A 3,716-nucleotide genomic window follows, 5' to 3' on the forward strand; every position below is an offset into this window, starting at 1 on the left:
CAATAACAACAAGAGTGAGTAGTTGGATCAAGATGAGAAGTCTTTTTTATTGATAACCGTTCAGATAGTCCTTCACCGCAGAGACGCAGAGGAAGAGAGAAAAGATGGATTTTCACACAAAGCCACAGAGACATCTATATTATCCTGATAGATTTCATTCGTTGCAATAAAGGATCAATGTCATCCTGAGTTTGTCGAAGGATAAATCTGCCGAAGAAAAAGCCCTGGAACCTCTGCATATAGTAAATAGATTATGTCTCTGAGGTGAACGGTTACCTGATTCCTATATCTACAACACCTTTTCTAATTCCCTCAACACCTCTTTCAAAAAACCAATACCTTCTTCCTCTTCTGTCCATTTTAAAATCAAGCAATTGGTTTTTCTTGGATTTAGTGTTAAATATTCCGGAAAGGTAGTGACTAAAGAAAGAACTTTTGGGATTAATTTTTCATCCGACGGTAATTCAATGGTCATATATCCTTTAGAGATACTCAAAGAGGTAATACCGACTTTTTTTGCCATCAACCGCATCTGGAAAAGCTCTAAAAGTCTTTGGACAGGCATTGGGATTTTTCCGTATCTATCCGCCAATTCTTCTTTAACCTCTTGTAAGACATTAAAGTCTTTACAGGATGACAATTTTTTATAGACGGCATATCGTTGAGCAATATCTTTAATATATCCTTCCGGGATATAGGTATCGCAAGGCAAATCCATTGCTGGCAAGGTATCATCTGCTATCTTTTCTCCTCTCAAATTAGCTACGGTTTCCTGAAGTAACCTGCAGTATAAGTCAAATCCAACCGCGACTAAATTCCCGTGTTGTTCTGGTTCCAGGATATTACCTACCCCGCGTATTTCCATATCTCGCATCGCAATTCTGAATCCAGAGCCTAAATCTGAGAATTCACGGATGGCAGACAGTCGGTCTTTAGCCAGTTCAGATAATCCTAATTTTGTTGGGTAGAAGATATAGGCGTAAGCCATGTGATGAGACCTGCCAACCCGTCCTCTTAATTGATAAAGTTGGGAAAGTCCAAATTGATGGGCATTATTGATGATAATAGTGTTGACATTGGGTATATCTATGCCTGATTCAATGATTGAGGTGGAGAGATTTCTTCACCGAGAAGTGCTGGTTGAAAGTAAGTATTATCTTCTCCACTTGCTGATTTCAAGTTAATGTTTCTATGAAAATCAACTTTGTTGTGATCATTGCATGATATAATCCTTTCTTCTTTTCCCCAATACATAGATCTTACGAGCGACTTTTTTGTTTTCAAATAAGAATTCATATATAAGTCTTATTTTTAAATATGCATCTCTGAAATATGTGATAATAGGAACTTCCAAAAATGCTTTATTCTTTTCTTCTTTTGTTGTTTGCTGTAAGTTTAATTTTGATTTCCATGAATTGATAAATCCGTAATTTATTATTTCATAGCCATTCTCTTCAATAATATCAATGAATTTATTTAGTTCTATCCCCTCTTCATTGGATGAATTGCCTTTATTTAATGCAATGAATAAATTTCCATCCCCATATCTCTTCTTAAACTCTCTTTGTATATGTTCTACAGTCATCTTTTCATAAATATCCGCTAAAGAGTCTATTTCAATTTTATATTCATCTTCAAGTTTTAGTTCAGTAATCTGTACACTATTTTCGTGTTCTTTTAATTCCTTGATAAGAAGGAGTCCTATCAGGTGGACTACATCTTCTAACTTCTTATCAATTTTAATCCCATAGGATTTAGCTAACTTATATACATTTATCCCTGTAGATTCCAGAGAAGATCTTCTAATCTTAGGAAGTTTACACCCACTCTTATCTACTGCTCCACATTTAGTTAGATGGAGCAAGCATGGTCCGGCAATGAAACCTTGAACTTCATATCCATCCTTTTTAGCTATTCCTTCCAGTTTTAATACCATTCTATGAAGTTTTCTTACATATTTTCGGACAAAGATTAACTGTAAGAAAAAAGCTATAGGCGGTATTTTCATTAGACGAGGAGGGATGTCTTTTATACGGAGAACAAGCATTATTCCTAACTCATAGTCACTAATAACTTTTTTTGTCTTTTCTATTTTCCAGGAATAAGGAGGAGATGAATAGCAGTTATTAAAAGAATCGCAACGACTACACGCATCTTTCACTCGATGCTCTACCTGGATATCTTTTGTCCTTATAACTATCCCTTTATGAAATCTTTCTCTTTCTACTATATCTATAAGTTCTGAAATATAATCAAAAATATCATTCTTATATTTCAACTCAAATTGTTTCATTCTATTATAACCTTACGGCAGGATAAATAAGGATTCTTTACACTTCGTTAACTATTTCTTCAACCTTTATTCCTACATGTCTACCACCAGATTTAGCTATATGGGCTAACACTTTATCCTCAGGCTTAAGTGTCGTTACATTTCTTGGTTCGCCATTAGCCCCATGAACTCTAACATGCCAATCATCCTGTACAATAGTGTTAACAACTACATCATTATATTTTGCTTCGATTAATAGTAGTGGTCTGACTTCTATCTTAATTCTTCCAACTGTAACCACCTTAGCTTTACCGTGAATATTCACACATAATACCTTACCTCCGGCTTTTAAGTCAGTAATATAGTTAGTCTTATTATTTGGCCCCCAGACATATGAGTGAACAGCGCCAGCGTTTACTCGAAATGGTCGTAAGTCCATATACGGAAGATGATGAGTCTCTGAACAGACCAGGATGCCACCTAAGGAAGTAGAACCGACAATGATACCCTCTTCCGTAGTCATTAAGGAAGTTGTATCTATGCACCCTCTATATCCCATACCAATATGTCTAGTTCCTATAACTGACGACTCTACTATTTTTATATCTATTAATTCTTTCCTTTTTATTTCATTTTGGAGTAAGAATATCTCTTCGACTTCATTCGTTTTTAAAAGCACCCCATCACTTCCTCTCTCTAACACCCCGAATGCTATCGTCGCTTCCTCGGAAGAATAAACCTCTTTTAATAATTGAATTTCTTTCTTTTGTAACTCAGCAATGAATAATTCCAAAGGGATATTAGTTTCGTCTTTTAACTTTACCATAGTGTAATTAAATCGAGGGGCAAATTTTAATGCCATTTCTAATGATTCTTTATCTTTAACAGTAACAAACAATGCTGTTTTTTTCCCATTTTCTGTTGCATCATCCAAAATTTTTAGATTCTCTGAAGCTACTATATCCTCTGGTTTTATTAAGCTTAACTCATCTACCTTTTCCACAAAAACTACCAGTTTTATCCTTGAAGAAAGCGTTCTAATATCTGTTATTTGAGATGGTTTAACTACCAAAGTATCAAAAATTGTATTTTGGAGCGCAAGAAGAACTTTATCATTTTTACCTTGCGATTCTCTGGCATCAAACCAAACGAACCTTTGCCTTTCAGTTTTAATGGTTGAATTTGTAATATCCTCCTTAATTCTTATTTCTTTACTGATAGTTTTATTTTTCATTAGTCTATTCTCCTCGTATAATATAGCACTTATTAATCGAAATTTGACATAGATATGGTTATGAAATTCCAAATCACAAATTCCAAATTCCATTTAGTGAATTAGTGAATTAAGCAAATTAGTAAAATCTAATCTCTAATTCGCTTTTTGGTATGTGGAATTTGGTGCTTATTTGAGATTTGGTGCTTGGGATTTGGGATTTTTTACTTA

At 34.5% G+C, this 3,716-nt stretch carries 3 protein-coding genes and 1 pseudogene; all 4 read right to left on the bottom strand.

The features are described from left to right. Positions 1–289: 289 nt before the first annotated feature. On the bottom strand, positions 290–988 hold the full coding sequence (locus AB1414_17380; GenBank protein ID MEW6609188.1) for a TRCF domain-containing protein: 699 nt from the start codon (positions 986–988) through the stop codon (positions 290–292). An 18-nt stretch (positions 989–1,006) separates the two neighbouring features. Further along, positions 1,007–1,105 (bottom strand): annotated as a pseudogene (locus tag AB1414_17385) (helicase-related protein). A gap of 108 nt (positions 1,106–1,213) precedes the next feature. After that, positions 1,214–2,293 carry a DUF2284 domain-containing protein gene (locus AB1414_17390; GenBank protein ID MEW6609189.1) on the bottom strand — a complete coding sequence of 360 codons (1,080 nt, stop codon included), beginning with the start codon at positions 2,291–2,293 and terminating at the stop codon, positions 1,214–1,216. 37 nt (positions 2,294–2,330) lie between these two features. Then, a complete protein-coding gene (locus tag AB1414_17395) occupies positions 2,331–3,506 on the bottom strand; it encodes a 3-dehydroquinate synthase II (GenBank protein MEW6609190.1) in 1,176 nt (391 codons plus the stop codon). Between the last annotated feature and the right edge of the window lie 210 nt (positions 3,507–3,716).

This window comes from bacterium (assembly GCA_040755795.1).
Taxonomy (GTDB): domain Bacteria; phylum UBA9089; class CG2-30-40-21; order CG2-30-40-21; family SBAY01; genus JBFLXS01.